General features: G+C 66.8%; 23 protein-coding genes and 1 pseudogene. 14 read left to right on the top strand and 10 right to left on the bottom strand.

Annotation, left to right across the window (positions count from 1 at the left end; genetic code table 11):
* The first annotated feature begins 40 nt into the window (after nt 1-40).
* On the top strand, nt 41-688 hold the full coding sequence (locus QO259_RS18925) for an SGNH/GDSL hydrolase family protein (protein ID WP_285951180.1): 648 nt from the start codon (nt 41-43) through the stop codon (nt 686-688).
* A gap of 49 nt (nt 689-737) precedes the next feature.
* Here QO259_RS18925 and QO259_RS18920 read toward each other — a convergent pair whose 3' ends face one another.
* Nucleotides 738-2,180: an aminotransferase-like domain-containing protein gene (locus QO259_RS18920; protein ID WP_285951179.1), complete on the bottom strand. Its 1,443-nt coding sequence runs from the start codon at nt 2,178-2,180 to the stop codon at nt 738-740.
* 209 nt (nt 2,181-2,389) lie between these two features.
* Between QO259_RS18920 and QO259_RS18915 the strand changes: the two genes are divergently transcribed.
* From QO259_RS18915 to ggpS, 4 genes are all read left to right on the top strand, one after another.
* Nucleotides 2,390-2,620: a DUF1127 domain-containing protein gene (locus QO259_RS18915; RefSeq protein WP_285951178.1), complete on the top strand. Its 231-nt coding sequence runs from the start codon at nt 2,390-2,392 to the stop codon at nt 2,618-2,620.
* Between the two features lie 41 nt (nt 2,621-2,661).
* Entirely contained in the window at nt 2,662-3,594 is a 933-nt protein-coding gene (locus tag QO259_RS18910; RefSeq protein ID WP_285951177.1) for a PhzF family phenazine biosynthesis protein, read from the top strand.
* Between the two features lie 162 nt (nt 3,595-3,756).
* Nucleotides 3,757-5,052, top strand: coding sequence for an MFS transporter (locus QO259_RS18905; RefSeq protein ID WP_285951176.1), 1,296 nt, complete (start codon nt 3,757-3,759; stop codon nt 5,050-5,052).
* A gap of 60 nt (nt 5,053-5,112) precedes the next feature.
* Nucleotides 5,113-7,368, top strand: a complete 2,256-nt coding sequence (gene ggpS / locus QO259_RS18900; RefSeq protein ID WP_285951175.1) for a glucosylglycerol-phosphate synthase — start codon at nt 5,113-5,115, stop codon at nt 7,366-7,368.
* 44 nt (nt 7,369-7,412) lie between these two features.
* Here ggpS and QO259_RS18895 read toward each other — a convergent pair whose 3' ends face one another.
* The 9 genes and pseudogenes from QO259_RS18895 to QO259_RS18855 all read right to left on the bottom strand — a co-directional run bounded on the left by QO259_RS18895 (nt 7,413) and on the right by QO259_RS18855 (nt 17,418).
* Nucleotides 7,413-8,261 (bottom strand): 23S rRNA (adenine(2030)-N(6))-methyltransferase RlmJ, encoded by an 849-nt coding sequence (locus QO259_RS18895; RefSeq protein ID WP_207036535.1) that lies wholly within the window; start codon nt 8,259-8,261, stop codon nt 7,413-7,415.
* A 142-nt stretch (nt 8,262-8,403) separates the two neighbouring features.
* Complete coding sequence (locus QO259_RS18890) at nt 8,404-9,090, bottom strand: YiaD family glycine zipper/OmpA-like lipoprotein (protein WP_207036896.1); 687 nt, start codon at nt 9,088-9,090, stop codon at nt 8,404-8,406.
* 88 nt (nt 9,091-9,178) lie between these two features.
* Complete coding sequence (hemW, locus tag QO259_RS18885) at nt 9,179-10,372, bottom strand: radical SAM family heme chaperone HemW (RefSeq protein ID WP_285951174.1); 1,194 nt, start codon at nt 10,370-10,372, stop codon at nt 9,179-9,181.
* A gap of 2 nt (nt 10,373-10,374) precedes the next feature.
* The gene (gene rdgB / locus QO259_RS18880) at nt 10,375-10,977 is read right to left on the bottom strand and encodes an RdgB/HAM1 family non-canonical purine NTP pyrophosphatase (RefSeq protein WP_285951173.1); all 603 of its coding nucleotides are present in this window, start codon (nt 10,975-10,977) and stop codon (nt 10,375-10,377) included.
* A gap of 115 nt (nt 10,978-11,092) precedes the next feature.
* Nucleotides 11,093-12,673, bottom strand: coding sequence for a bifunctional aminoglycoside phosphotransferase/ATP-binding protein (locus QO259_RS18875; RefSeq protein ID WP_285951172.1), 1,581 nt, complete (start codon nt 12,671-12,673; stop codon nt 11,093-11,095).
* A 34-nt stretch (nt 12,674-12,707) separates the two neighbouring features.
* Nucleotides 12,708-13,994 (bottom strand): glutamate-1-semialdehyde 2,1-aminomutase, encoded by a 1,287-nt coding sequence (gene hemL, locus QO259_RS18870; RefSeq protein WP_285951171.1) that lies wholly within the window; start codon nt 13,992-13,994, stop codon nt 12,708-12,710.
* Between the two features lie 17 nt (nt 13,995-14,011).
* Nucleotides 14,012-14,698, bottom strand: coding sequence for a thiamine phosphate synthase (thiE, locus tag QO259_RS18865; protein ID WP_285951170.1), 687 nt, complete (start codon nt 14,696-14,698; stop codon nt 14,012-14,014).
* A gap of 2 nt (nt 14,699-14,700) precedes the next feature.
* Nucleotides 14,701-15,525: a bifunctional hydroxymethylpyrimidine kinase/phosphomethylpyrimidine kinase gene (gene thiD / locus QO259_RS18860; protein ID WP_370635791.1), complete on the bottom strand. Its 825-nt coding sequence runs from the start codon at nt 15,523-15,525 to the stop codon at nt 14,701-14,703.
* 139 nt (nt 15,526-15,664) lie between these two features.
* Nucleotides 15,665-17,418: pseudogene (locus QO259_RS18855) on the bottom strand (chloride channel protein).
* 308 nt (nt 17,419-17,726) lie between these two features.
* On the opposite strand from QO259_RS18855, the gene erpA reads away from it, so the two are divergent.
* From erpA to QO259_RS18810, 9 genes are all read left to right on the top strand, one after another.
* Nucleotides 17,727-18,080 (top strand): iron-sulfur cluster insertion protein ErpA, encoded by a 354-nt coding sequence (gene erpA / locus QO259_RS18850; protein WP_035473526.1) that lies wholly within the window; start codon nt 17,727-17,729, stop codon nt 18,078-18,080.
* A gap of 112 nt (nt 18,081-18,192) precedes the next feature.
* On the top strand, nt 18,193-18,966 hold the full coding sequence (locus tag QO259_RS18845) for a transporter substrate-binding domain-containing protein (protein ID WP_207036544.1): 774 nt from the start codon (nt 18,193-18,195) through the stop codon (nt 18,964-18,966).
* A 115-nt stretch (nt 18,967-19,081) separates the two neighbouring features.
* Nucleotides 19,082-19,750, top strand: a complete 669-nt coding sequence (locus QO259_RS18840; protein ID WP_035473524.1) for an amino acid ABC transporter permease — start codon at nt 19,082-19,084, stop codon at nt 19,748-19,750.
* Nucleotides 19,747-20,577: an amino acid ABC transporter ATP-binding protein gene (locus tag QO259_RS18835; RefSeq protein ID WP_285951169.1), complete on the top strand. Its 831-nt coding sequence runs from the start codon at nt 19,747-19,749 to the stop codon at nt 20,575-20,577. Before QO259_RS18840 ends, QO259_RS18835 begins: the two co-directional genes overlap by 4 nt.
* A 797-nt stretch (nt 20,578-21,374) precedes the next feature.
* On the top strand, nt 21,375-23,270 hold the full coding sequence (gene mnmG / locus QO259_RS18830) for a tRNA uridine-5-carboxymethylaminomethyl(34) synthesis enzyme MnmG (RefSeq protein ID WP_285951168.1): 1,896 nt from the start codon (nt 21,375-21,377) through the stop codon (nt 23,268-23,270).
* A complete protein-coding gene (gene rsmG / locus QO259_RS18825) occupies nt 23,267-23,908 on the top strand; it encodes a 16S rRNA (guanine(527)-N(7))-methyltransferase RsmG (protein WP_285951167.1) in 642 nt (213 codons plus the stop codon). The genes mnmG and rsmG overlap by 4 nt, the downstream gene beginning before the upstream one ends.
* Nucleotides 23,909-23,956: 48 nt before the next feature.
* Nucleotides 23,957-24,724, top strand: a complete 768-nt coding sequence (locus tag QO259_RS18820; protein WP_035473520.1) for a ParA family protein — start codon at nt 23,957-23,959, stop codon at nt 24,722-24,724.
* Nucleotides 24,725-24,749: 25 nt separating this feature from the next.
* A complete protein-coding gene (locus QO259_RS18815) occupies nt 24,750-25,661 on the top strand; it encodes a ParB/RepB/Spo0J family partition protein (protein ID WP_285951166.1) in 912 nt (303 codons plus the stop codon).
* A 56-nt stretch (nt 25,662-25,717) separates the two neighbouring features.
* Complete coding sequence (locus QO259_RS18810) at nt 25,718-26,293, top strand: F0F1 ATP synthase subunit I (RefSeq protein WP_233076761.1); 576 nt, start codon at nt 25,718-25,720, stop codon at nt 26,291-26,293.

Below are 26,293 nucleotides of genomic sequence, written 5' to 3'. Positions count from 1 at the left end.
CGCGTTCATACTGAACGCCATCGCACACCGGAGATCCACGATGACCACGCGTACCCTGCTCTGCTACGGCGACTCCAACACCCACGGTACCGAGCCGGTCAGGGCGCTGGGGCCGCTTTCACGCTATCCCTTCGAGACGCGCTGGACCGGAGTGATGGCCGCGGCCCTCGGCAGCGAGTGGCGGGTGATCGAGGAGGGGCTACCGGCACGCACCACGCTGCACGACGACCCCATCGAAGGGGTGCACCTCAACGGCCTGCGCTATCTGCGCCCGTGTCTGCTCAGCCAGCTGCCGCTGGATGTGATGACGCTGATGCTGGGCACCAACGATCTCAAGGCGCGTTTCTCCGTCACCCCCGACGATATTGCCCTGAGCATGCAGCGGCTGCTGTGGGAGATCGACGCCGTCAGCACCCAGTTCGGCGTGGCCGCCCCCAAGGTGCTGCTGATCGCGCCGGCGCCGATCCGTGAGATCGGCCCACTGGCCGGTATCTTCGCCGGCGGCGAGCGCAAGTCGCGCCAGCTGGCGAGCCGCTACCGCAAGATGGCGCGGGAGGCAGGTGTCGGCTTCGTCGACGCCGGTAGCCTGATCCAGGTCAGTGAAGTCGACGGGGTACACTTCGAACCCGATCAGCAGCGTCTGCTGGGCGAGGCGATCGCCGCCGAAGTGACTCGCCTGATCGACTGAGCGCCAAGATCGGGCGCGGCAACCAAGCGGCCTGATCGAGGGCGGTGGATCAAGCCGTCTCCGGCCGCGCGACGCCAGCCCCCTGGATCAGCAGCTCCGTCACACGCTGCCCCACGCGCCTCACCGCAAGGGCAATATCGTCATCGAACACGGCGTGGTTCAAGCGCAGACAGTGGCGGTACTTGCCGGTGGCGGAGAACACCACCCCGGGGGCGATGCGGATGCCCTCTGCCATCAGGCGCTGATTGAGCGCGACGCTGTCGATGCCCTCAGCGCACTCGAGCCAGAGCATGAAGCCCCCAGCCGGATAGCTGACCCGGGTCGAGACGGGGAAGGCGCGGGCGATCACATCGAGCATGCGGTCGCGGTTGCCCTGATACTGGGCCCGCATCCGCCGCAGGTGCGGCTCGTGGTGCCCCTCGCGGATGAACTCGGCCACCGCCATCTGCCCCTGGGTCGCGGTGGAGCCGGTGCCGACGTACTTCATGTGCAGGGCGCGCTCGTGATAGCGGCCCGGGGCGATCCAACCGATGCGCAGCCCCGGCGCCAGGGTCTTGGAGAACGAGCTGCACAGCAGCACCCGGCCATCCTCGTCGAACGACTTGATCGTCGGCGGGCGCGGAAAGCCGTAGCTGAGATCGCCATAGACGTCGTCTTCGATGATCGCCACGTCGAAGCGCCGGGCCAGCGCGTAGAGCGAGCGCTTGCGCGCCTCCGAGAGGGTATAGCCGAGCGGGTTGTTGCAGGTCGGGGTGAGCTGGATGGCGCGGATCGGCCACTGCTCCAGGGCCAGCTCCAGCGCCTCCAGGCTGATGCCGGTCTCGGGGTCGGTGGGGATCTCCATCGCCTTCATGCCGTAGGCGCGGATCGACTGCAGCGCGCCGTAGAAGCTGGGGGAGTCCACCGCGATGATGCCGCCGGGCTCGCACACTGCGCGCATGGCGATCGAGATTGCCTCGTGGCAGCCGGTGGTGACCACGATGTCATCGGGATGCAGCCGGCAGCCCTGGCCCACCGCTAGCCGGGCGATCTGCTCGCGCAGCTCGGGGCGCCCGTGCAGGGTGTCGTAGTTGAGCCCGATCAGATCCTGGCGCCGGCTGACCCGGGCCAGCGCACGCAGCAGCGGCTTGAGCGTCGGCGCATCGATATCCGGCATGCCGCGGCCCAGGTTGTGCATGCTGGCGTCCGGCAGTACACAGGTGCCCTCGCGCACATGCTCCCACTGGGACACCTCCACCGGGCGCTGGGCGGTACGCGCGACCGGCGGCGCGGGCAGGCGCTCACGCCGCGGCGAGACGAAGTAGCCCGACTTGGGCCGCGCCTCGATCAGTTGAGCGTCTTCCAGCTGATGATAGGCGTGCTGCACGGTGGAGAGACTGACCCCGTGCGCCTGCGCCAGCGCACGCACCGAGGGCAGGCGCTCGTGGACCTGATAGAAGCCGGCCTGGATACGCTCGCGCAAATGATCGGCCAGGCGCTCATAACGGTGCATGTTCCCCTCCCCGCCTCGCATGATGTGTCACGTCCGTCATTGTGTATGCTCGCGTTTGGCACTTCACGTGACAGATCGCGCACAAAGCGGGCATACAGAGCGCAAAAGCGCCTATCTGTGTGCCAGAGATAGTCGTTTTCTGCCTCTGTGTGGCACGCCGGCGGCTGCCTAAGCTGGACGCTCCCTCATCGAATCCGGGAGCCTCCGCCATGCGCTTCATGCCCTTGCACCTGTTCGTCACCACGCTGAATACCGTGGACGGTATCCTGTGGGGTGATATACACCAACGCCAGCGCTCGCTGCGGCGTGACTCGCCCAACGTCTGGCAGCGTCGGCGCACCCGCCGCCAGTTGGCCGAGCTCGATGCGCACCAGTTGCAGGATATCGGTCTGTTGCCTAGTCAGGTATACCGGGAGACTCATCGTCCGTTCTGGCGCTGAGTCGACCACGGAGATAGCCCAGCCAGCCGGAGAATGAAGCGATGAGTGAGCACACACTATCGACCGATAGCACGCCAGAGAAACGTTCTCTGTTGCAGGCTAGCCAAGCTCGTGGACGCCGTGGCTATCGCTACGTGCTGCTGGATGTCTTCACCGCCACGCCCTTCGCGGGCAATCCGCTGGCCGTGTTTGCTGATGCCGCCGCGCTGACAGACACGCAGATGGCGCAGTTGGCCAAGGAGCTGAACCTCTCCGAGAGCGTGTTCATCACCGCACGCGAGCCCGGTCGTATCGCCTTGCGCATCTTCACCCCCAGCGGCGAGCTGCCCTTCGCCGGGCATCCCAGCGTGGGTACCGCCTGGCTGGCGCGGGCGCTGGGCTGGCACGACGCGGACACGCCTCTGATCCTCGCGGAGGGCGTGGGCGACGTGCCAATCCGTTTCGCCGGCACTCAGGCCTGGCTGAGCACGGCGCAACCGCTCGAAGTCAGTGAAGACTCACTGTCGATCGAGCAGGCAGCGGAGATCGTGGGGCTGTCCCAGGCGCAGATCGCTACTCGGCCGGTCAGAGCCTCTTGTGGCGTGCCCTATCAGTTGATCGAACTCGCCGATCTCGATGCACTGGCCAGCGTTCAAGTCGAGAGTGGCGCGCTCGCCCGCGCCCTGCCCGCTGCCAGCGAGCGCAATCTCTACCTCTACGTACGCGACACGTCGCTGCGGCTGCGCACGCGGATGTTCACAGGGGAAGCGAGTCTCTACGAAGACCCCGCCACCGGCAGCGCCGCCGCACCGCTGATCGGCTATCTGTCCCGCCAGTCGGGCACCCGGACGCGCGACTGGCAGGTCGTCCAGGGGGTGGAGATGGGGCGGCCGAGCCATATCCACGGCCGCGTGACCCGCACCGAGGCGGGCCAGCAGACGATCCAGATCGGCGGCGAGGCGATCATCGTCGGCGAGGGTGTGCTCTACGTCTGAGCGCGCCACGGATGCCCAGGTCCGGATTGCGCACCATCGCGGTGCAAATTATTCCCCTTTCCCGATAACACCGCTTTATCGATAGGCGTCTTTGAGCGACCCTCGGCCCGAACGGCACGCTTACTGCATGGTAGAGACAGAGCCTTCCTCGGGAGAGATGCCATGTGGTCGCTGCTTCGCCCGCTCCGTGCCCTGCTCGGCAGTGTCGCCCTGCTGCTGCTGGGCAACGGTCTGATCAACACCCTGCTGACCCTGCGCGGCGCCAGCGAAGGATTTCCGACCGCTCTGATCGGTCTGATCATGTCCGGCTACTTCGTCGGCTTCGTCTGCGGCACCTGGGTCAGCGGGCGCCTGATCCGGCGCATGGGCCATATCCGCACCTTCGCCTTCTGCGCTAGCCTCTGCGCCTCGACCGCACTGCTGCACCTGATCTTCATCGACCCCTGGGTCTGGCTCGCGCTGCGCGTGCTCTACGGGCTCAGCTTCATCACTGTGATGACCGTGATCGAGAGCTGGCTCAACGCCCAGGCCGCCAGCCACGAGCGCGGCCGTGTCTTCGCCCTGTACATGGTGATCAACCTGGGCGCCCTGACGCTGGCCCAGCAGATGCTGCGCCTGGACACTCCCGAGGGTCATCTGCTGTTCCTGATGACCGCGATCTTCATCTGCTGGGCCCTGCTGCCGATCACCATGACCAAGCGCAGCCAGCCGGTGATCACGGCACGCCCCAAGAGCCAGCTCAAGGCGCTGCTCGGCTTCGCCCCGCTGTCGGTGGCCGCCGCCGCGCTCTCGGGGCTGGCGATGGGCGCCTTCTGGGCGCTGACGCCGGTCTACGCCCGCGCCCAGGGCTTCGATGTCGGCGGTGTCGGTCTGGTGATGAGCGCGGCGATTCTGGGTGGCGCGCTGCTGCAGATTCCCATCGGGCGCTTCTCCGACCGCCACGATCGCGCTCGGGTGATGACCTGGGTGGTGCTGCTCGCCGCCCTGTGCGCCGCGGTGATGCCTCTGGTGCCTGACCCCAGGGCGCTATTGGGTCTATTCTTTGTCTGGGGCGGCTTGGCATTTTCCCTCTACCCCCTGGCGGTGGCGCAGTTGGTCGACCAGTTGCACCCCGACGAGATCGTCTCAGGCTCGGCCGACATGCTGGTGGTGCAGGGTGCCGGCAGCGCCTTGGCGCCGATTCTCGCCGGCGCTGCGATGAGCCTGTTCGGTAACCAGGGGCTGCCACTCTACATCGCCGGCGTGCTGGCCCTGCTGGGGCTCTACGCGCTCTATCGCCGCCGCCGCGTCTCGACCCTGGTCAGCGGCGACAGCGCACATTTCGAGCCGATGACACCGACCAGTAGCCAGGCGCTGGAGATGATGTACGACGACGTGCAGCAGGATCTATTCGCCGACCCCAGTTTTTACGCAGAGCACGAACGCCGGCGGATCCTCGACACGGCCGCAAAGGCCTGAGGCGCCCCCGGCCGACGTTGCAGGGAACTACACCCCGGCCGCGCCGGGCAGGAGAAGAACATGCTACTCGCGACCGATCTCGACGGTACCTTTCTGGGTGGCGCCCCGGAAGACCGCCTGAGCCTCTATCAGACCATCGCCGCGCATCCGGACATCCAGTTGGCCTACGTCAGCGGGCGCAGCCTCGAGGCGATCCTGCCGCTGCTCTCCGACCCCACGCTGCCGCAGCCCGACTATATCGTCGCCGACGTCGGTGCCAGCCTCTATCACGGCGATACCCTGCAGCCGATCCAGGCGCTGCAGAACCCCATCGACGCATGCTGGCCGGGCGAGTCGCGTATCGCCAGCGCCATGACCCGCTTCCCCGAGATCGTGCGCCAGGACGAGCCGCAGATCCGGCGCTGCTCCTACTACTGCGCGCCGGAGCAGGCCGAGAGCCCCGAGCTCGCCGCGCTGGCCGACGAGCTCGGCTGCGAGATGCTCTACTCCGCCGGACGCTATCTCGACTTCCTGCCACAGGGCGTCAACAAGGGCTCCAGCCTGCAGAAGCTGGTCGAATGGCTGGGCATCGCCCACGACGAAGTGCTGGTGGCCGGCGACACCATGAACGACCTGGCGATGCTGAGCGCCGGCTTCAAGGCGGTGTGCGTGGGCGACGCCGAGCCCGAACTGCTCGAGCGCACCCGCCAACTGCCTAAGGTGATGCACGCCAGCGCCGTCGGCTGCGGCGGTATCATCGAAGCCTTCGCGCACTTCGGCTTTCTGGGCGCGCGCGGGCTGGCGGCGGAGAATCGCCGCGACACCCCCCATGCCGGCAAGGCCGAGCTGGTGATGGTCTACCACCGCCTGCCCTATGAAGAGTATCGCGTCGACGGCAAGATCCGCCGCCGCCGCCCGACCTCGCCCAATGGCATCATCCCGACGCTGCAGAGCTTTTTCGCCAACCAGCGCGGCTCGTGGATCGCCTGGTCGATCTACGAAGGCGACGAGGAGCCCGAGGACTTCGTCACCCATACCAGCGTCGACGCCAAGCAGTATCCGCTGCTCACCGCGGCTCGCGTGGCGCTGACCAAGGCGCAGGTGGACATCTTCTACAAGCGCTTCTCCAAGGAGGCGTTCTGGCCCACGCTGCACACCTTCTGGGAGCGTGCCCGCTTCCGCGAGGAGGACTGGGACACCTACTGCGAAGTCAACCGCGCCTTTGCCGAGCGCACCGCCGAGGAGGCCGCCGAGGGCGCGCTGGTCTGGATCCACGACTACAATCTGTGGTTGGTGCCGGCCTATCTGCGCGAGCTGCGCCCGGACCTGCGCATCGCCTTCTTCCACCACACCTACTTCCCCTCGGCGGATGTCTTCAACGTACTGCCGTGGCGCCGCGAGATCGTCGCCAGCCTGCTGCAGTGCGACTACGTCGCCTTCCACATTCCGCGCCAGGTGGAGAACTTCGTCGATGTCGCCCGTGGCGTGGTGCCGCTGACCACCCTGTCACGCCAGAATTGCGCCCCGCGTTTCCTCACCTACGGCTGCGCGGTGGGGCTGGAGACCATGACCACGGCGATCGACACCGGCTCACGCGTGGTCAGGCTGGGCGCGCATCCAGTGGGTCTGGATATCGGGCGTATCCGCAACGCGCTGGAACACGACGGCGCCGAGGCGCGCATGGCCGAACTGCGCGACGAGTTCGAGGGCATGAAGCTGATCCTCTCGGTCGAACGCCTCGACTACACCAAGGGGGTCCTCGAGAAGCTCAAGGCCTACGAGCTGCTGCTCGACGAGAACCCCGAGCTGCGCGGCAAGGTCACGCTGGTCAGCATCTGCGTGCCGGCGGCGCGCGAGATGACCATCTATGACGAGCTGCAGACCCAGATCGAGCAGACCATCGGCCATATCAACGGCCGCTTCGCCGATGTCGGCTGGACCCCGGTGCAGTTCTACTTCCGCGGCTTCCCGTTCGAGGAGCTGATGGCGTGGTACGCCATGGCCGACGTGATGTGGATCACCCCGCTGCGCGACGGGCTCAATCTGGTGGCCAAGGAGTTCGTCGCCACCCAGGGGCTGACCCAGGGCTGCGGCGTGCTGGTGCTGTCGGAGTTCACCGGCGCCGCGGCGGAGCTCAAGGGCGCGATCCTGACCAACCCTCACGACCTGCACGATCTGGCACGCACCTGCTATCTGGGGCTCAACCTGCCCCGCGCCGAGGCCCAGGCACGCCTGCGCCAGCTCAACGATATCGTCGAGTACAACGATATCCGGCGCTGGGGCGACGAGTTCATCGCCGCGATCAAGGATGACAGCGAACCCAGCGCCAGCGCTTAAGCACTGCCATCTTGCCGAGCCCGCCGATTGGCGGGCCTGGTGTTTCAACGCTCCGCGGTCCACCACTCCCCATGATGCACCGCCCGCTCGGCGAGCAGCGGTGCCAGCGTGGCGAAGGCGTTGTCCAGGGTCTGATCGAGCTGCCACGGCGGGTTGAGCAGTACCAGCCCGCTGCCGTACATACCGCGCTCGGCATTGGCCTCGCGCAGGGTGATCTCGCTGCGCCACAGCTTGGGAATGCGCGCCTCGCGCAGCCCCTCCAGAAGCGTCAGGTGACGCCCGGCCGGCAACAGCGGATACCAGATCATGACCACCGCGTGGCGCACCTTGCGCACCACCTGGACGAGCGTGTCGACCACCTCGCGGTACTCCTCCTTGCGCTCGTAACTGGGGTCGATCAGCGCGCACAGCCGCGGCGTGGGTACCGGCAGCCGCTGACACAGCCCCTTGAGACCGTCGGCATGCAGCCGCTGGGCATTGGCATGGATCGGCGCCTGCGCGTCGAGGTGCTGATGCTCGCCGGGGTGCAGCTCATACAGCGTCAGCCGATCCTGCGGGCGCAGCGCGTCGCCGAGCCACCACGGCGAGCCCGGATAGCACTCCAGCACCGGGCCGGCCTGCAGCGTGGCCAGCCGCGCCAGCCAGGCGCCCAGGGCAGGCTCGGCGGCCAGCGCCTGGCGCCGCCGCCACAGCCGCTCGACACCCTCGCGATACTCGGCGAGCTTCTGCGTCTCCGTCGCTGCCAGCGGATAGAGCCCGCGCCCGGCATGGGTGTCGACGAAACTGATCGCAGAGGACTTGCGCGTCAGCGCCTCGAGCAGGTGGAAGAGCCCCAGGTGCTTGTGTACATCGGCGAAGTTGCCGGCATGATAGGCGTGCTGATAGGCCAGCATCGGCGGCTACCCCTCGCAGTGAGACGCTTCGCGGTGAAGCGCCTGGAAATGTAATGTCTGCTGATGAAGCGTTCAGCCGTGAAACGCGCGAACGTGAAACGCGGCCCCGAGAGGCCGCGTCATCCCACCAATCGATACGCGATCAGGACTGTTGCGTCGGCGTCAGGGTGATCTCGACGCGACGGTTCTGAGCCCGCCCGGCATCGGTGTCGTTGCTCGCCACCGGATGGCTCTCGCCATAGCCCACCGCGCTGATCCGCCCGGACTCGACGCCGCCCTGTTCGAGGTAGCTCGCCACTGCCTGGGCGCGGCGCTCGGAGAGCTTCTGGTTATAGCTCTCGGCGCCGGTGCTGTCGGTATAGCCGGCAACACCGATGCGGGTGTCCGGATAGGCACGCAGCACCGCGTTGACGTCGTTGAGCGCCTGACGCGCCGGCGTCTGCAGCTCGCTCGAATCGAAGCCGAAGGTGACACTGCTGGGCATGTTGAGGATCAGGTTGTTGCCGTTACGCTCGACCCCGATACCGGTGCCGTCGAGGCGATTGCGCAGCTCTTTCTCCTGGGAGTCCATGTAAGCGCCGACGCCGCCACCGATCGCGGCACCGGCAGCGGCACCGATCAGCGCACGGTCGCGAGTACTGCTGCCACCGTGACCCGTAAGAGCCCCAGCCACCGCCCCGGCCACGGCACCGATACCCGCACCGCCCCAGGTGTTGGTGTTGCCGCTCTCCTGCTGGGAAGATTGCTGCTGATAGCCGTCGTTACTGGCACAGCCGCTGACACCCACGGCCACGGCGAGCGGTACGGCCAGCCACCAGGTCTTGTTCATCATCGTTTTCATGCGCGAATCGCTCCTTGCCCTGCGTCGCCGGATCGATCCGACGACGACGTTATGTAGTGACACGGCTCGCGACGGGTCACGCCTCGTCGAGCAGTGCCAGCAGATCATTCAAGAATAACAGTCCTTGCGGCGTCGCCTGCAGCCGAGACGGCGAGTCCACCAGCAGGCCTCGCTGCCGCGCCACGGCGAGACGCGGCGTCAACTCAGACAGCGCGCGCCCGGTATGGTTTTGCCAGTCGTCGAGATCGACACCTTGCGTCAGCCGCAGCGCGTTCATCAGAAACTCCAGCGGCAGCGTCTCCTCATCGACCGTACGCCCGCCGGCGACGAAGCCGCGCGGGTCGTTGGCTCGGCGCAGATAGGCCTGCGGCTGACGCGTCTTCCAGCGCCGCTCGATCTGCAGCCCACCGTCGCCATCGGGTCGGCTCAGCTTGGCGTGGGCGCCGGCGCCGATCCCCAGATAGTCGCCAAAGCGCCAGTAGTTGAGATTATGCCGTGCTGCGCGCCCGGGCCGGGCATAGGCGGAGATCTCGTAGCGCGAGAAGCCGGCCACCTCGAGCAGCGCATGGCCAGCATCCTGGATGTCCCACAGCCGCTCCTCGTCGGGCAGCGGCGGCGGCTGCGAGAAGAATTCGGTGTTCGGCTCCAGGGTCAGCTGATACCAGGAGAGATGCGTCGGCCCCAGCGCCAGCGCCTGCTCGATGTCGGCCAGCGCCAGCGCGGTGTCCTGCCCCGGCAGCCCGTGCATCAGATCGAGATTGACGTTGTCGAACCCGGCGTCGCGCGCCAGCTGCATCGCCTGTACCGCCTCATCGCCGCTATGGATGCGCCCGAGTGCGGTCAACTGCGCGGGCTGGAAGCTCTGCACACCCAGCGACAGGCGATTGATTCCCGCCTCGCGGTAGCCGGCGAAACGCCCGTGCTCGGTGGTCCCGGGGTTGGCCTCGAGGGTGATCTCGATATCTGCGGCAAAAACCAGCCGCTGGCGCAGCCCGGCGAACAGCTTCTGGTAGGCCTCGGGGGAAAACAGGCTGGGGGTACCGCCACCGATGAAGATGCTGACGATCTCGCGCCCCTGCACCCACGCCAGGTCGGCGTCGAGATCCTCGAGCAGCGCAGCCACATAGGCCGCCTCCGGCAGGGCAGCGCCGTAGCCGACCCCGTGCGAGTTGAAATCGCAGTAGGGACACTTGCGCACGCACCAGGGCACGTGGATATAGAGCGCCAGCGGCGGCAGCCCGCCGGGCGCCGCCGCATCAAAGAAATCCAAACTCACGCCTTCAGCCGCGCAATCAGCGCCTGCAGGGCGCGGCCGCGGTGACTCAGGCGGTTTTTTTCCTCGGCGCTCAGCTCGGCGACACTGGCACCGCACTCCGGCACCCAGAACAGCGGATCGTAGCCGAAGCCGCCCTCGCCCCGTGGGTAGGCAAGAATATCGCCCGGCCAATCCTGCTGGACGATGATCGGCACCGGGTCGTCGGCGTGACGCAGATAGACCAGCACACACCAGTAACGCGCCCCGCGCTGGCCCTCGGGCACTTCGCGCAGCGCGCTCAGCAGCTTGTCGTTGTTGGCGCGGTCGCTCTTGGGCTCCCCGGCGTAACGCGCGGAGTAGATGCCCGGGGCACCGCCCAGCGCATCCACCGCCAGGCCGGAGTCGTCGGCCAGGGCCGGGCCGCCGCTGGCACGGGCCGCGGCGCGCGCCTTGAGCAGGGCATTTTCGACGAAGGTCAGGCCGGTCTCCTCGACGTCATCGACGCCGAACTCGGCCTGGGCCCGGACACGAAACCCCAGCGGCCCGAGAAGCTGTTGAAACTCGGCCAGTTTTCCCGGGTTACCGCTGGCGACAACGAGATCTTGCGGGGTGGCGGTCATGCGCGTCTTCCTGCCAAAAGCCCCATTCTACGGGCCGCACGGAAGCGGGTATAGCGTTGCCGGAAACGCCAGAAAACGCCGAGCCCCCACCCCGGCGGACTTCGCTCTTTCGGGTTCAATTGAGCCGCATGCGTTCCTGAATCAGCGAGGCCAGGGTCAGGTTGGCGTCGGCTGCCGTGGTATCCAGATGCACCAGGTAGCTAGCCTCATCGTCGGCGAACGGCTCGAAGCGCTCGAGCTGGCGGTCGAGGATTGTCAGGCTGGTTTCGGATGGCTCGCCGCTACGACGGGCGCGCTTGACGATGCGCGCGCGCAGGGTGGCGTGATCGGCCTCGAAGCTCACCATCAACACCGGCAGCCCGCGGCGCTCGGCCTCGAAGCGCAGCAGCTTGCGCTGTTCGCGCAGCAGGCAGGTGGCGTCGATGCACGCCGGTAGCCCCGCCTCCAGTACGCTGCCAGCCAGCTCGGCCAGGCGCTGGTAGGTCTGCGCCGTGGCGGCCTCGCCATAGACTTCGTCGGCGTCTGCGGGCAGCGCGCTGAAGTCGAACAGGCGCTTGCGCTCGACGTCGGAGCGGATGCGTACCCCGCCCAGACGGCGCACGATCTCCTCGGTGAAGCGGCTCTTGCCGCTGCCCGACACGCCGACGGCGAGGATCAGATAGGGAAAGCGAAATTCGCTGTACTCCCGAGCCATCGCCAGATAGCGCCGGAACACCTCTAGCGGCTCCCCCTCTGGCAGATCGTCGATGCGCCCGGCGTCATGGTCGCGGATCAGCTCGATGCGCGCCCGCAAAAGCGCCCGGTAGCGCTTGTAGAAGTCGAGCAGGCGCACCACGGGGTAGTCGCCGGAGAGTTCGAGATAGCGGTTGAGCGCGTGGTGGGCGAACTCGCGCTCGCCGCGCGCCTCCAGATCCATGATCAGAAACGCCAGCTCGCAGGCGACATCGCACCAGCGCAGGCGCTCGTTGAACTCGATGCCGTTGAACAGGATCGCCTTGCCCTCGAAGCGCACCGCGTTGCCGAGATGGATATCACCATGGCTCTCGCGGATGAAGCCGTCACGGCGGCGCGCCGCGAGCAGTGGCTCGAGCCGGGCGAAGCTCTCCAGGGTCAGTGTCTTGACGCACTCGAGCTCGGCGCGGTCCTCGCTCGTCTGGCCGACCGCTTGCTGGTCGAGCAGCGACTCGATCAGCTCGAACTCCTCCACCAGCATCTGCCGGGTATGCGCCGGCGAGCCGTAGGGGCTGTCGTCAGCGATGCGTGGCGCCGACTCGTGCAGCGCCACCAGCTGGTCGATCAGATCGTCGAGCAGCTCCAGCGACAGCTCGCCGCTGGCCTGCAGCGAGCTCAGCAGATGGCGGTTGCTGAACTGGCGCATCTTGACCGCGTATTCGATCGGCGCGCTGTCGTCGTTGACCCGCGGCGCCTCCTCGCTGCCGGAGATGGCGACACAGCCCAGATAGAGCGCCGGCGCCACACGCCGGTTGAGCTCGACCTCCTGCTCGCACAGCCGCCGACGCTTGTCGAGGCTGGAGAAGTCGAGGAAGGTGCCGTAGTCCAGCGACTTCTTGATCTTGTAGGCGTAATCGCCGGTCAGCACCACCCAGGAGATGGGGGTCTCGAATACGTCGATGGCACCGACCGGATGGTCGAAGCAGTCACTCTCCTTGAGTGCCTGGATCAGCGCTCGGCTCATGCCGGATCTCCCTGTCGATGGCGGCGCGGTCGGCTCACCGGGCCATGGCCGCGAACGCACGCTCGCTGGCCAGCAAAGTGGTCTGGATGTCGTCGTGCGTATGCGCGCTCGACATGAAGCCGGCCTCGAAGGCCGACGGCGCCAGATAGACGCCGGACTCCAGCATCCGGGCGAAGAAGTCGCGGAACGCCTGGGCGTCGCAGGCCATGGTCTGGCCGAAGTTGTCGACCCGCTGCTGGGCGGTGAAGAAGAGCCCGAACATGCCACCGGCACGCTGGGTGATCAATCCCACCCCGGCTTCTCTGGCCCGCGCCTCGAGCCCGTCGCAGAGGGTCTCGACGCGGGTCGCCAGGGCCTCGTGGAAGCCCGGCTGGCGCACCTTCTCGAGCAGCGCGATGCCCGCCGCCATGGCCAGCGGATTACCCGACAGCGTACCCGCCTGGTAGACCGGCCCCAGCGGCGAGATCTGGCTCATGATCTCACGCTTGCCGCCGAACGCGCCCACCGGCATACCGCCGCCGACGATCTTGCCCAGGCAGGTGAGGTCCGGGGTCACGCCGAAGTGCGCCTGGGCCCCGCCGAGGGCGACACGGAAGCCGGTCATCACCTCATCGAAGATCAGCACGCTGGCATAGCGGTCGCACACCTCGCGCAGCGCCTCGAGGAAGCCAGGACGCGGAGGGATCAGGTTCATGTTGCCGGCCACCGGCTCGACGATGATGCAGGCGATCTCGTCGCCCAGCGACTCGAAGCACTCGTGCACCGCCTCGATGTCGTTATAGGGCAGCGTCAGCGTGTGCTCGGCGAGCGCTGCCGGTACACCGGGCGAGCTCGGCTCGCCGTGGGTCAGCGCGCCGGAGCCCGCCTTGACCAGCAGCGAGTCGGAGTGACCATGGTAGTTGCCCTCGAACTTGACGATCTTGTCACGCCCGGTAAAGCCGCGCGCCAGGCGAATCGCCGACATGGTCGCCTCGGTGCCCGAGTTGACCATGCGCACCATGTCGATCGACGGCATGATCTCGCAGATCAGGTCGGCCATGGTGGTCTCGATTGCGGTCGGCGTGCCGAAGGAGAGCCCGCTGTCGAGACGCTCGCGCACCGCCCCGAGCACGTCCGGGTCGGCGTGACCGGTGATCATCGGCCCCCAGGAGCCGACGTAGTCGATGTAGCGCTTGCCCTCGACATCGAACAGATAGGCCCCCTGGGCGCGCTCGACGAAGACCGGCGCGCGCGACATCCCCTTGAAGGCACGCACGGGAGAATTGACGCCGCCCGGAATATGGCGGCAGGCACGTTCGAAGAGTTCGGCGGAGGTCGTCATGAGGTCATTTCTACCCATCAACAGTTACGGAATTCAGAAATCGGTGCCAGACGCGCATCCAGCGCGCGTACCGCGGCGGCGATATCGGGGCTGGCGAAAATGGCGTTGACCACCGCCAGCAGCTCGGCGCCGGCTTCCCGCGCGGCGCCAATGGTAGCCGCCTCGATGCCGCCGATCGCCACCCGCGGCAGGCCGAAACGGGCGGCCTCGGCGAGCACGGATAGCGGCGCCGGCGGCGCCTCGGGCTTGGTGCGCGAGGCGAAGAAGCGGCCGAAGGCGAGATAGCTGGCGCCGGCATCGGCGGCCTGCGCGGCCAGCGTCAGCGAGGCGTGGCAGGTGGCGCCGATGATCGCGCTATCGCCCAGGCGCTGGCGGGCCAGCGCCAACGGGGTGTCCTGCTGGCCCAGATGCAGCCCGACCCGCTCGCCCCAGCGCTGCTGCAGACGTTCGGCCAGGGCCAGGTCGTCATTGACGATCAGCGTCACGCCGAAGCGCTCGCCGAGCGCCGCCAGCGCCGTGGCCTGGCGCCAGCGGCGCTCGGCATCCGCCGACTTGTCGCGGTACTGCAGCAGCACCACCCCAGCCGCCAGCGCCTGTTCGCAGGCCGTAAGCAGCGTATGGTCGTCCGCCAGCAGCTGGCTGTCGGTGATCGCATAGAGCCCTCGGGGCAGTGCCCCTGGCCTGCCGCCAGGTGGTATCGGCATCGTCACTCCAGCGTGGCATCGAAGTCGGGCGCCCGCCACACCCGGTCGGGCAGAAACTGCCCCCGGCCCAGCGCCAGACCGTGATCGAGGGTATCCCAGGTAAAGCGCTGCGCCTGGGCGCAAGCGGCGGCCAGCCCTTCACCGGCGGCGAGCCGGGTAGCCAGCGCCGAGGCCAGGGTGCAGCCGGAGCCGTGATAGTCGGCGGGCAGCCGCGGCCACTGCCACTGGCGGTTGAGCTCCGGGGTGTGCAGCGTATGCACCACATGCCCGGCGGTCGGCTCGCCCTCCAGCGGGTCGGTGCCGGTGACCAGCACCGCGGCACAGCCGAGCGACATCACCTCGACCACCTGGGCGACCTCGTCCGCCGCCGGCTGGGTGGCCAGCAGCGAGAGCTCGCGGCGGTTGGGGGTCAAGATATCCACAAGGGGTAAGAGGCGATTGCGGATGTCAGCGGCCAGACCGGGTGTGGATAACTCAGAACCACTGCCGCTGGCGATCACCGGGTCGACGATCAGTGGAATGCCCGGGCGCATGCGCGCCACGTCGATGATCGCCGCCAGTACCTCGGCGTCGGGGATCAGACCCACCTTGATCGCGGCGATGCGAAAATCCTCGAACAGCGCCCGGGCGGCGCGGCGGATGAAGTCGCCGCTGCACGGCTCGACCGCATGCACGTCGCGGGTCGACTGCACGGTCATCGCGGTGGGGATGGTGACCGGCCAGCCGCCGCAGCCGCGCACCGCCTCGGCATCCGCCACCAGCCCGGCGCCGCCGCTGGGATCGTGCCCCGCCAGCACCAGTACCACCGGCTTGTCTTCATAACGGATCATCTGCCCCTCCCGCACCCGCTCATGGGGGCCATTGCCGTGGTGTCGAGGTAGCCTGTCAGTCGTCGCATGCGTGCTTTCCTCTTCACTCGCTGTCCGTCTAGGCGTTATCTACTCGCTATCGGTAACAAGCCTGCGCTCAGCGCTTGCGCCGATAATAATTCTCGATCGCCTCGCGGGTGATGATACCGGAAATCTTGCGGATCATCGGCGCCGTGGTGTGCTCGACGTAGAGCGCCTCTACCCCGGATTCGTTGAGGGTATCGTAGGCTTCCGACAGCGTCGCCTCCAGGTGCACCGGGGCCAGCTCCAGACGCTGCCCGGGCACCTCCTCGAGATCGATCTGCGGATGCTCGGCGAGCCAGGCATCGTCATGCAGCACGCGGGCCAGGTTGGCCGCCTTCATCGCCAGCGGCGGCTTCTCCTTGTCGTCCTGCATGATGATCAGCCAGGTCGGCTTGGCATCGAGCAGCGACTTGGCGCGCTCGTGGTCGATCACCCGCGGCGTGCGCGCCAGATTGCGCTCCATCACGGCCGGCACCGCCACCCGCGACAGCGCCTGCATCAGCGGCTGCTGCAACGGATGCAGCCCCTGCTGAGCCAGATGCGACATGAAAAAGCCCTGACAGCCGCAGAGCTGGCGCGCGGTCATCACCGCCACCACCACTGCCAGCATGCCGGGCAGCATGATCTCGGTATTGCGGGTCAACTCCAGCAGCGCCAGCAGCGCCGCCAGGGGGCCTGCAGCGCCGCCGCCATCATCGCCGCCATGCCCAGCACGGCGTAGAGCGCCGGGGTATCGACCACGCTCGGCCACAGCATCGCGCCCAGCGCCCCCAGCAGCGCGCCGGTCGCCGCCCCCGAGACCAGCAGCGGGCCGATGATGCCCACCGAGACGCCGCCGGCCATGCAGATCGCGGTCAGCGCCAGCTTGACCACGGCCAGGGCCAGCAGCACATCGAGAGTCATGCTGGCGTTGAGCATGCGGTCGATGCTGTCGTAGCCGATCCCCTGGACCTGTGGATACCACCAGGCGGCGAGCGCCGTCAGCCCGCCGATCAGCGCCAGACGCAGGGCGAACGGCAGCCGGGTCACCGCCGGATGGCCCTGGGCGAGTCGCACGAAGCCCCCCGCCAGCAGCCCCACCACTAGTGCGGTGAGCACGATGCCGGGCAGATCCATCAGCGAGGAGAGCTGCAACGGGGGAACGCTGAACGCCGGTTCGGCGCCGTAGACCGCCCACGACACCAGCGCGCCCATGGTCGAGGCGAGAATCACCGGCATGAAGCCGGCGATGGTGTACTCCATCATCACCACTTCCATGGCGAAGATGACGCCGGCGATGGGGGTGTTGAACGACGCCGCGATGCCCGCCGCGGTGCCGCAGGCCACCAGCACGCGCAGACTGTTGTGGGGCAGACGCAGACGCGAGCCGATCCAGCTCGAGGCCGCCGAACCGAGGTGGATCGCCGGCCCCTCACGGCCGGCGGATAGCCCGCCGATGACCGAGATCACCCCGACCCACCACTGGTTGATCCAGTTGCGCAGCGGCATCTTGCCCTGCTGATAGGCAAGGCGTTCGATCACATGGCCGATCCCCATCTTCAGCGCGCGGCTGGGCTGCGGCCACAGCCAGACGCCGATCAAGCAAACCGCGATCAGCGGCAGTAGCGCGCGAATCGGCGGCGGCAACGCCTCGAACGCCTCCGGATTGCCATCGGGCATGAAGAATAGAGCTCCGAGCTTGAGCAGCAGGCGGAACAGCACCATCACGCTGCCGGTGAGAATGCCGGCGAAGATGCCCAGCAGGCACAGCTGAGGCATGGCATCGACGCTCGCCAACTGGCTGCGGAAACGATCGAGACTCAGACGTCGCAGAGCGAACCTCGGCATGCGTGAACCGCCCTCCTGGATTTCCCGATGGCCAGCATCCGCCTTTTGTGGGACACGCTGCGGCCACCGAGCGAGCGTGAAACGGTCATGACATCATACACGCTCGGCGACCCGCCCGGGCCCGGGTGACTTCCACGTGCGAGCGGCGGGCGTGGTCATATCCCCCTATGGCATCCCCCTATGGCGGCCGCGCCAAAGTTGACCCTTTTACTGGGTATTAACGATAATGGCCCCATCGACAGGCGATCCGGCCTGCGCAACCCTTCCACCGACGAGGTCGGCACCCCCGACACTCAGGGAACGTGACGATGAGTACAGTGGAGTCCTTCGCTCCGACCCCGATGTTCTTCACCGATGCCGCCGCCCGCCGGGTCAAGGCGCTGATCGCGGCGGAGAACAACCCCGACCTCAAGCTGCGGGTCTACGTCACCGGCGGCGGCTGTTCCGGTTTTCAGTACGGCTTCGATCTCGCCGATCAGCTCGCCGAAGATGACACCGTGATCGACAACGACGGCGTAAGCCTGGTGGTGGATGCGCTCTCCTATCAGTATCTGGTCGGCTCCACCGTCGACTATGAAGAGGGCCTGGCCGGCGCCCGCTTCCTGGTCAAGAATCCCAACGCTCAGTCCACCTGCGGCTGCGGCGCTTCTTTCTCGGTGTGACCCGGCGCGGCGGGTCTCGCCGCCGCGCGCCCATCGTCTCTCTTGACGCTAGCCCCGGACCTCCTCAAGGTAGTGAGTGATTGTTTTGCTCAATCAACCACTTGAGGTCTACATGAAAAACAACGCTCGCCTCCGCAAGACACTGGCCCTCTCCGCCCTGGCGCTCTGCCTGGGCGTCGGCGGTGTGGCCAACGCCCAACAGACCACGCTCAAGGCCGTCACCGATCCCAGCTTCGTCCCGTTCGAGATGATGGATCAGGACAGCGGCAAGATGGTCGGGTTCGACATGGATATCCTGCAGGAAGTCGCCGATCGCGCCGGCTTCGACGTCGATCTCAAGACCATGGATTTCAACGGCATCATCCCCGCGGTACAGACCGGCAACGTCGATCTGGCCATCGCCGGCATCACCATCACCGACGAGCGCCAGAAGATCGTCGACTTCAGCGATCCCTACTACGACTCCGGCCTGCGCATCCTGGTCAAGGATGGTAGCGAGGTGAAGACGCTCGATGATCTCGCCGGCAAGCGCATCGGCACCAAGATCGGCTCCACCAGCTACGACTTCCTCCAGAAGCAGCTCGGCGACAAGGCCGAGATCACGCCCTACCCGGGCAGCTCCGACATGTACATGGCGCTGATGGGCGGCAACGTCGATGCCGTGTTCTACGACGCCCCCAATGTCGGCTACTTCGCCCAGACCAAGGGCAAGGGCAAGGTCGAGACGGTCGGCCCGCTCTACGAAGGCCAGCAGTACGGCATCGCCCTGGCCAAGGGCAGCGACTGGGTCGAACCGGTCAATCAGGCGCTCGCTGCGATGCATAAGGACGGCAGCTACGACGAGATCTACGAGAAGTGGTTCGGCAAGGCGCCGGACGCCAAGTAACGCTGCATCCCGAGCGGGCCGGAGACACCTCCGGCCCGCTGCCTTCGGGCCCTGATATCGCGGCGTGGCGACGGCGTCGGTCGTCGCTGGCGTCCGCTCGACGGAGACCTCTTTCGTGGACCTGCATTTTCAGTTCGACTGGCAGGCGGCGATCGCCTCCCTGCCCTATCTGCTCAAGGGTGTGCCCTACACCCTGCTGATCTCCTTCGGTGGTCTGGCCATCGGTTTCGTCATCGGCATGCTCTTCGGTCTGATGCGTATCGCCCCCAGCCGCTGGCTGCGCTATCCCGCCGTCTTCTATATCGAAGTGTTCCGCGGCACCCCGGTACTGGTCCAGGTACTGTTCATCTTCTACGGGCTGCCGACCCTGCTGGGCGGGCCGATCGATGCGCTCACCGCGGGGATCGCAGCCATCGCGCTCAACGCCGGGGCCTATATCTCGGAGATCGTGCGCGGCGGCGTGCAGTCGATCGAGCGCGGCCAGCGTGAGGCGGGGCTGTCACTGGGCCTCTCCGCCACCCAGACCTTCCAGTACATCATCTGGCCCCAGGCGCTGCGACGCATGATTCCGGCCCTCGGCAACCAGGGCATCGTCAGCATCAAGGACACCTCGCTGTTCTCGGTGATCGGGGTCGGCGAGCTGGTGCGCCAAGGTCAGGTCTACATCGCCCAGACCTTCACCGCGCTGGAGGTCTACTTCATGATCGCGCTGCTCTATCTGGCGATCACCCTGAGCCTGTCGATGGCTCTGAGTCTGCTCGAACGCAAGGGGCTGGTGGGATGAAAGACGACAAGCAGATCCAGCGCGATACCACACCGATCGTGCGCCTCGACAAAAACGACAACAAGCAGATCCAGCGCGACGCGGCGCCGATCGTACGCCTCGACAAGGTCAACAAGCACTTCGGCGAGCTGCACGTGATGCGCGACATCGACCTCAGCGTGGCCCCGGGCGAGGTGGTGGTGATCATCGGCGCCAGCGGCTCAGGCAAGTCGACCCTGATCCGCTGCGTCAACGGACTGGAGCCGTTCCAGTCCGGGCGTATCGAGGTCGACGGCAAGACCCTGGCCCCCCACGGCGCCAGCGGCAAGTCGCTGCAGGCGGTACGTACCGAGGTCGGCATGGTGTTCCAGCAGTTCAACCTGTTCCCTCACCTGTCGATTCGCGACAACGTCACCCTGGCCCCGCGCAAGGTGCGTGGCTGGTCGCGCCGGCAGGCCAACACCACCGCCGAGCGCCTGCTCGAACGCGTGGGGATCGCCGACCAGGCCGACAAGTACCCCAGCCAGCTCTCCGGCGGTCAGCAGCAGCGCGTGGCGTTGGCCCGGGCGCTGGCCATGGAGCCGCGGCTGATGCTGTTCGACGAGCCTACCTCGGCGCTGGATCCGGAGATGATCGGCGAAGTCCTGGATGCCATGCGCGAACTGGCCAAGGACGGCATGACCATGATGATCGTGACCCATGAAATGGGCTTCGCGCGTGAAGTCGCCGACCGCGTGGTGTTCGTGCACGGCGGCGAGATCGTCGAGCAGGGAACGCCGGAAGCGGTCTTCGACGACCCCCAGCACGAGCGCACCCGCGCTTTCCTTTCCCGCGTGCTGAAACACTGACCCCTCTCCCACCCGGCAAGAACGGGGCCACCCCGGCGGTGGCCCGTTCTCGCTAGCTTCGATCGTCTCTCATGAGCCCCTGGCTGGCTGCGGTTCCTGCGCCGCTCTGTCTTCGCGTCATGCCCCTTCCCCTGAAGCCCATTTCCAAACCCTCTGACGATGGGTGCCGGATTCCCCTCGGTATCCCCCCCGAATCCCCTTCGAATCGTCTCGATATCTGCACGCCATAGCGCCAGAAAGGTTATCCCGAGCGGTTTTTTCCGCCTGTGGATAGTTTTTTGGCCTATCTGGACCCAGCCCGCGTCGGGCGTGCCCTTCAGCGCGATGTCCATGCTGGGGACCGTCACGGTGACAGCAGGCGTATGCAGCGGTGGACAAGCGCTGGGTGGCTGGCGCTGTGTATAAAGCCGCTTTTCGTCCACAGCTTGAGCGCTGTCTATCAGCAGCCTCATCAGTGCTTTTCAATGCTTTCGATAACAATCCAAGCAAATGTTTTCTATAGAGAAAATCTGCTTGTCCACAAAATATGTCCACACCAGTAGTAACCATCACTACAGAACTTCTTTTCTATTTTTCTTTATTTTTTTAGTAATGACTCTGTGGTCTGGCTGACACCGCCACGCGGTGTGGAAAACCCCTGACGGTTACCCACAGGACGTTTATACTGGGCGGCTTTCGCGACTCCGGTCGCCGCTGCCGGTGGGATCCTTGACTCCGAGTCAACAATCCCGGCGGGCAGCCATTTTCGAGATTCATTCACTGTCGGGTGCCGGTTCGAGCACTCAACGAGGTGGACTGTGGAGTACCCCGACCGCTTTCAGGTCATCGTCATCGGTGGCGGCCACGCCGGCACCGAAGCCGCGCTGGCGGCGGCCCGCAGCGGCGCACGCACGCTGCTGCTGACACACAACATCGAGACGCTGGGCCAGATGTCGTGCAACCCGGCCATCGGTGGCATCGGCAAGAGCCATCTGGTCAAGGAGATCGATGCACTCGGCGGCGCCATGGCCACCGCGACCGATCTCGCCGGGATCCAGTTCCGCGTGCTCAACTCACGCAAGGGTCCGGCGGTGCGGGCGACCCGTGCCCAGGCCGACCGTGTGCGCTACAAGGCCGCCATTCGCTCGCTGCTGGAAAACCAGACGAACCTGACGCTGTTCCAGCAGGGGGTCGACGATCTGGTTGTGGATAACGACCGGGTCACCGGCGTGGTCACCCAGACAGGCATCCGCTTCATGGCCGATACCGTGGTGCTGTGTACCGGGACCTTCCTCGGCGGGGTGATCCATATCGGTCTCGACCACCACGCTGGCGGCCGTGCCGGCGATCCGCCGGCCAACGCCCTGGCCCAGCGGCTACGCGCGCTGCCGTTCCGGGTCGATCGGCTGAAGACCGGCACGCCGCCGCGGATCGACGCCAAGAGCGTCGATTTCAGCCGGCTCGAGCCGCAGCCGGGCGATACGCCGCTGCCGGTGATGTCCTATCTGGGGGCGCGCGAGCAGCATCCGCGTCAGGTCGATTGCTACATCGCCCACACCAACGCCCGGACCCACGAGATCATCTTCGCCAATCTCGATCGCTCACCGATGTACTCCGGGGTGATCGAAGGCGTCGGCCCGCGCTACTGCCCGTCGATCGAGGACAAGGTCCATCGCTTCGCCGACAAGTCGAGCCACCAGATCTTTCTCGAGCCCGAGGGGCTCGACACCCACGAGCTCTACCCCAACGGCATCTCGACCTCGCTGCCGTTCGATGTCCAGCTGCAGGTGGTACGCTCGATCGAGGGGCTGGAGAACGCGCATATCACGCGTCCCGGCTACGCCATCGAGTACGACTTCTTCGATCCGCGGGATCTCAAGCACTCGCTGGAAACCAAATTTATCCACAACCTGTTTTTCGCCGGCCAGATCAACGGCACCACGGGTTACGAGGAGGCCGGCGCTCAGGGGCTGCTAGCGGGCATCAACGCGGCACGCCGGGCACGCGGTGAATCCGCCTGGTGGCCACGCCGCGACGAGGCCTACCTCGGCGTGCTGGTGGATGACCTGATCACCCTGGGCACCCAGGAGCCCTACCGCATGTTCACCTCGCGCGCCGAGTACCGGCTGCTGCTGCGCGAGGACAATGCCGACCTGCGCCTGACCGCCGCCGGACGCGAGCTCGGGCTGGTCGACGACCAGCGCTGGGCGGCGTTCGAGGCCAAGCGCGAGCGCATCGCCCGCGAGAGCGAGCGCCTGCGCACGACCTGGATTCAGCCCGGCACCCCGGCCGCCGATACCCTCGCGACCAAGCTCGGGCAGCCGCTGGCGCGCGAGTACAACCTGATGGATCTGCTCAAGCGTCCGGAACTCACCTACGCCGACGTGGCATCGCTCAAGGGCGAAGCGGAGCGCGACGAGACGGTCGCCGAGCAGGTCCAGATCGAGGCCAAGTACTCGGGTTACATCGCGCGCCAGCAGGAAGAGATCGAGCGGCTCAAGCGCCACGAGGCGACCCCGCTGCCGGAGGCGCTGGATTACGCCAAGGTCGAGGGGCTCTCCCACGAGATTCGCCAGAAGCTCGAGCAGGCGCGGCCGCAGACCCTGGGTCAGGCCGGACGCATCTCCGGGGTCACCCCGGCGGCGGTGTCGATTCTGCTGATCCATCTCAAGAAACGTCGCCTGATCGACGACAGCCAGGCGCTGCGTGCATGACCCCGGCCTGCGAACGCATTCTCGACCAGGGTCTGGCGGCGCTCGAAGTGGCCGTCGACGCCGCCCAGCGCCAGCGGCTGCTGGCGCTGCTGGGGCTGTTGCACAAGTGGAACCGCGCCTATAACCTCACCGCAGTGCGCGAGCCCGAGGCCATGGTCGCGCGGCATCTGCTCGACAGTGCCAGCGTGGCCTTCGCGGTGCGCGGGCCGCGGCTTCTGGATGTCGGTGCCGGTCCCGGTTTCCCCGGTCTGGTGCTGGCCATTCTCGACCCGCAGCTGGCGGTCACTCTGCTCGACAGCAACGGCAAGAAGGTTCGCTTCCAGCGCCAGGCGGTGATGGAGCTGGGGCTCGACAACGTCACCTGCGCCCAGCATCGGGTGGAAGCCTTCAGCGGCGAGTACGACCAGATCATCTCGCGCGCCTTCGCCGCACTGGGCGATTTCGTCGGCCTGACCGAGCCGCTGCTGGCGGCCGACGGCGAATGGCTGGCGATGAAGGGGGGCCTCGAGGCGGACGAGCGCGAGGCGCTGCCCGCCGGGGTGAGCATCGAGACCCGCCAGGCGCTCGAGGTGCCGGGGCTCGATGGGGCCGAACGCCAGCTTTTGCGGCTGCGCCGCATCGCGGGCGGCGATCGATAGCGACGGCGCATCGCCGTTGCGCTGCAGTTTCGACGAAGGGAGTCGCCAGTGACCAGAATCATCGCCTTGACCAACCAGAAGGGCGGCGTCGGCAAGACCACCACCGCGGTCAATCTGGCGGCCTGCCTGGCGGCGCTCGATCGCCGCGTGCTGCTGATCGATCTCGATCCGCAGGGCCACGCCACCATGGGCAGCGGCGTCGACAAGCACGATCTCGACGGCAGCGTGCTCGACGTCCTGTTGGGTGACAAGAGTGCCGCCGAGGTGATCGTCGACTGCGCCGTGGCCGGCTATGCGCTGCTGCCGGGCAACGGCGATCTCACCGCCGCCGAGGTCGACCTGCTCGACCGCGACGGCCGGGAGCGGGTGCTGACCCGGGCGATCGACAGCGTGGCCGCGGACTACGACGTGGTGATCATCGACTGCCCGCCGTCGCTCAACATGCTCACCGTCAACGCCCTGACCGCGGCCAACGGCGTGCTGATTCCGGTGCAGTGCGAGTTCTATGCCCTCGAAGGGCTCTCGGCGCTGCTCGATACCGTCGAGCAGATCCAGGAGAGCGTGAACCCCAATCTCGAGATCTTCGGCATCGTGCGTACCATGTTCGACCCGCGCAACAGCCTGACGCGGGACGTCAGCAAGCAGCTCGGTCAATATTTCGGCGACTCGCTGCTCAAGGCCACCATCCCGCGCAACGTGCGCGTCGCCGAAGCGCCCAGCCACGGGCTGCCGGTCACCAAGTACGCCCGCCTGTCGCGGGGCAGCCAGGCGCATCGCGTGCTGGCCAAGGAACTGATTCGCCGCCTGGCGCTGTAATGATGATCTCTGCGAGGAACACGCCATGACGACGCGCAAACGTCCGCTGGGACGCGGGCTCGATGCCCTGATCGGTTCGGGGGCCCGGCGCCGCGACGGCAGCGTGACCGAGAGCGCCGCCGACGCCGCGCGGGCCCAGGCGCTGCCGGCGGGCGAGGGCGGTGGTGAGCGGCTCGAACGCCTGCCGCTGCGTCAGCTCAGCCGGGGCAAGTATCAGCCGCGCCGCGATATCCAGCCGGAAGCGCTCGAAGAGCTGGCCGATTCGATCCGTGCCCAGGGCGTGATGCAGCCGATCGTGGTGCGTCAGATCGGTGCCGAGCGCTACGAGATCATCGCCGGTGAGCGCCGCTGGCGCGCCTCCCAGCTGGCCGAGCTGGAGACCATCCCGGCGGTGATCCGCGAGGTCAGCGACGAGGTCGCGCTGGCGCTGGCGCTGATCGAGAACATCCAGCGCGAGAATCTCAATCCGGTCGAGGAGGCGATGGCGCTCAAGCGTCTGCTCGACGAATTCGAGCTGACCCAGCAGCAGGTCGCCGATGCGGTCGGCCGCTCGCGCGCCCAGGTCGCCAACCTGCTGCGTCTGCTGGCGCTGGACCCGCACGTGCAGACGCTGCTCGAGCGTGGCGATCTCGACATGGGGCATGCCCGCGCGCTGCTTAGCCTGTCCGCGGCCAAGCAGCGCCAGGCCGCCCACGAGGTGGTATCGCGGGAGCTCACCGTGCGTCAGACCGAGGCGCTGGTGAAGCAGATCGCCGAGGGGCGCAAGAAACCCGACGACAAGCGCCCGCCGGCGGACGTGGGGCGGCTCGAGAATCGCCTCGCCGACCTGCTCGGTGCGCCGGTCAAGATTCATCACAACGCCTCGGGCAAGGGGCGGGTCACCATTCGCTACACCAGCCTCGACGAGCTCGACGGCATTCTCGGGCACATCCGCTGAGGCCTGCGCGCTGGCAAGGCGCTTCGGGGCGAAAACGTTTAGCGCGATAATGGAATTTGCGCACTTTTCGTGATCGTTTTTCGCGCAGGACGCCTCAGATCGGTGCAGGTTCGGTTGATGCGGCATGGCCGCTTCTCTATAATCCGCCGAGGTTTGCCAGGCGCACGCCGAACGCAGCAACGACAAAATACGCATTCAGAATCAACGGCGAGACCGACGCCATGCAACCAAGGGCACCGGCCAGGCTTCCTAGACCGCGCATCGCGGCGATGATTCTCGTGCAGTTCGGCGGCGTGATGGGCATGGCCCTGATCGCCTGGGGCGTCCTGGGGCAGGGCGTGGCGCTATCGCTTTTGTGCGGTGGGCTCGTCGCGGCCGTGCCCAGTGCCTTCTTCGCTTGGCGCGCCTTCCGCTACCAGGGAGCGGGGCAGGCGCGATACATCGTCAAGAGCTTCTACCACGCCGAGGCCGGCAAGTTCGGTTTGACGGCGGCACTGTTCACGCTGGTGTTCGTGGCCGTGCCCCCCTCAAACCCCGCTTTCTTCTTTGGCGCTTATGTGCTGACGCTGCTGCTGCAGTGGCTGGGGCCCTGGCTGCTGCGCCGTCCGTCACACATTCAATCTCGAGGCTGA

It is taken from the genome of Salinicola sp. JS01 (assembly GCF_030284585.1).
GTDB lineage: Bacteria > Pseudomonadota > Gammaproteobacteria > Pseudomonadales > Halomonadaceae > Salinicola.
Note: the sequence above shows the minus strand (reverse complement) of the source record. Positions and strands in the feature narration are given on the sequence as shown.

Excerpts from the sequence above, each read along its gene's own strand:
- QO259_RS18845 (WP_207036544.1), top strand. The coding sequence starts at position 18,193 with ATGAAAAACAACGCTCGCCTCCGCAAGACACTGGCCCTCTCCGCCCTG.
- QO259_RS18815 (WP_285951166.1), top strand. The coding sequence starts at position 24,750 with ATGACGACGCGCAAACGTCCGCTGGGACGCGGGCTCGATGCCCTGATC.
- QO259_RS18905 (WP_285951176.1), top strand. The coding sequence starts at position 3,757 with ATGTGGTCGCTGCTTCGCCCGCTCCGTGCCCTGCTCGGCAGTGTCGCC.
- QO259_RS18920 (WP_285951179.1), bottom strand. The coding sequence starts at position 2,180 with ATGCACCGTTATGAGCGCCTGGCCGATCATTTGCGCGAGCGTATCCAG.
- erpA (WP_035473526.1), top strand. The coding sequence starts at position 17,727 with ATGAGTACAGTGGAGTCCTTCGCTCCGACCCCGATGTTCTTCACCGAT.
- QO259_RS18890 (WP_207036896.1), bottom strand. The coding sequence starts at position 9,090 with ATGAACAAGACCTGGTGGCTGGCCGTACCGCTCGCCGTGGCCGTGGGT.
- QO259_RS18915 (WP_285951178.1), top strand. The coding sequence starts at position 2,390 with ATGCGCTTCATGCCCTTGCACCTGTTCGTCACCACGCTGAATACCGTG.
- QO259_RS18895 (WP_207036535.1), bottom strand. The coding sequence starts at position 8,261 with ATGCTGGCCTATCAGCACGCCTATCATGCCGGCAACTTCGCCGATGTA.
- rsmG (WP_285951167.1), top strand. The coding sequence starts at position 23,267 with ATGACCCCGGCCTGCGAACGCATTCTCGACCAGGGTCTGGCGGCGCTC.
- QO259_RS18910 (WP_285951177.1), top strand. The coding sequence starts at position 2,662 with ATGAGTGAGCACACACTATCGACCGATAGCACGCCAGAGAAACGTTCT.
- QO259_RS18875 (WP_285951172.1), bottom strand. The coding sequence starts at position 12,673 with ATGAGCCGAGCGCTGATCCAGGCACTCAAGGAGAGTGACTGCTTCGAC.
- QO259_RS18925 (WP_285951180.1), top strand. The coding sequence starts at position 41 with ATGACCACGCGTACCCTGCTCTGCTACGGCGACTCCAACACCCACGGT.
- hemL (WP_285951171.1), bottom strand. The coding sequence starts at position 13,994 with ATGACGACCTCCGCCGAACTCTTCGAACGTGCCTGCCGCCATATTCCG.
- QO259_RS18835 (WP_285951169.1), top strand. The coding sequence starts at position 19,747 with ATGAAAGACGACAAGCAGATCCAGCGCGATACCACACCGATCGTGCGC.
- thiE (WP_285951170.1), bottom strand. The coding sequence starts at position 14,698 with ATGCCGATACCACCTGGCGGCAGGCCAGGGGCACTGCCCCGAGGGCTC.
- ggpS (WP_285951175.1), top strand. The coding sequence starts at position 5,113 with ATGCTACTCGCGACCGATCTCGACGGTACCTTTCTGGGTGGCGCCCCG.
- rdgB (WP_285951173.1), bottom strand. The coding sequence starts at position 10,977 with ATGACCGCCACCCCGCAAGATCTCGTTGTCGCCAGCGGTAACCCGGGA.